Source organism: Aeromonas sp. PrichA-15, from assembly GCF_017939245.1.
GTDB lineage: Bacteria > Pseudomonadota > Gammaproteobacteria > Enterobacterales > Aeromonadaceae > Aeromonas > Aeromonas caviae.
Window position 1 is genome coordinate 1 of the sequence record NZ_JAGKRH010000142.1, and the last position, 1,701, is coordinate 1,701.

At 44.1% G+C, this 1,701-nt stretch carries 2 protein-coding genes; both read right to left on the reverse strand.

Features of this window, described 5'->3' with window-relative positions; translation table 11 throughout:
• The coding region (locus J9889_RS16565) for a transposase (protein WP_210557383.1) at positions 1-368 on the reverse strand (368 nt) is incomplete at its 3' end.
• Between the two features lie 66 nt (positions 369-434).
• Positions 435-998, reverse strand: coding sequence for a hypothetical protein (locus tag J9889_RS16570; protein ID WP_210557385.1), 564 nt, complete (start codon positions 996-998; stop codon positions 435-437).
• Positions 999-1,701 lie beyond the last annotated feature (703 nt).

Here is a 1,701-nt window from a genome sequence, read left to right on the forward strand (position 1 = left end):
TTGTGCTTGAGCATCCAGGCGGTGTCATATTTGACGTCCAACTGGCGCTTTAGCTCCATCGCTGACAAGCCAGTTTTGGTCTGTGACAGCAGCTGCATCGCCAGAAACCACTTGGTCAGTGGGAGTTTTGTGTTTGCAAAAATCGTTTTTCCAGTCAATGACATCTGGTGACGGCAGTTATTGCATTGCAGCACGCGTGGCCGACTTTTCAGGCGACAGCAGGTCTTGTTGGCGCACTCAGGACAGATGAAACCGTTCGGAAAACGCCAAGCAAGCAGCGCGTTTTCGCACTGCGCTTCAGTGCCATAGTCCTTGAAAAAATCAAACAGGCTGTAGCCTTTCTGGAATTGGACTTTGCTTTTGGCCATGATCTCGCACCTCAGTAACTGTACGTAAGATCAGTATAGCTCGTGGTGACTGCTAATCATGGGTAATCAGGTATCCTTTTGCTTTTCTTGCAACGCTGACTCTAACGCTTCTGTTTCTGAGGCGATTTTGTGTTTAACGCGCTTAACTTCTGCGTCATAAATAACTTTGCGCAGGAGCGTTTCATCTTCATTATGAATTATGGCTTGCCGCTCTAAATTAGGCAATGCATCGGGCAGATAGGTCAAACGTTCTACCGTCTTGTCATTGACGGCTAATAGAAATGGGTTGTTTTTTTTAGCTCTTTGCGGGATGGACGCTAACATTAGTTCACAAGCAACCATCCCCTTACTGTCATTTCCTAGCACTATTTTTGCTACTGATGGGTTTAAAAACACACCTGATTGCAATTCATGCGAATCAGCCAAAGGGTATTCTATGTTTTGGTTGCCATTAAGAGTTTTAGCGTTACGAATACCAGCCCAGTTCCCTGCTTCGTTGATACTCAGTTCACCCCAGACATCAATTTTATGACTTTCCAAGCCCCAACTATCGTAAAGGCGTTGATAAAGCTCTTCATCAGAGAGCCCTTTAACCTCTTCGAGGTCATAGATAACTTGTTCTGAAACCATGATTTATATTCAAACAATAAAGGGATGACATACGTGTTGCAAACCCAACACATCTGTGGTTCGGGACATCTACAGCTCGAGAAAAACAGGTTTAGCTTTGCTGCTTATCTAGCACCTTTTTTACGAGATAATCGCCAACGAGCATTTCAATAAATTCTTTAAGTTCCTGATACTAATTACCATAAGTCTAATATGGCAACAGTTTCTATAATCGCATTTCGCGAATCCGTGATATGAGCACCAATGTTGACCGTGACACTTATCACTAAAACTTCATACCGCGTCTACTCTATTGTTAGCAAACTGAGGTCATATGAAGCCCATCACCGCTTCAGTTACTCCTCATTACCTCTTTCACTGACAGTAGGTGGTGAATCGCATAGAGCTCAGCTGCAATTGGCTTTTGCTGCTCAGTAAGCGTGTCGTACTGCTCACCTAAATCAACCTTAAGTTTACCACCTCTTCGAAGGCCAGTCTTCCAGTACACCTTAAACTTGCCATCAATCTGCTTTGTTAAGGAAGGTGCGAATAAGCGGGGAAATTCTTCTCGGCTGACGCAGTCATTTCATTTTTTCAGTTTGAGCCGATCTTTTCTCCCGTAAATGCCTTGAATCAGCCTATTTAGACCGTTTCTTCGCCATTTAAGGCGTTATTCCCAGTTTTTAGTGAGATCTCTCCCACTGACGTATCATTTGGTCCGCCC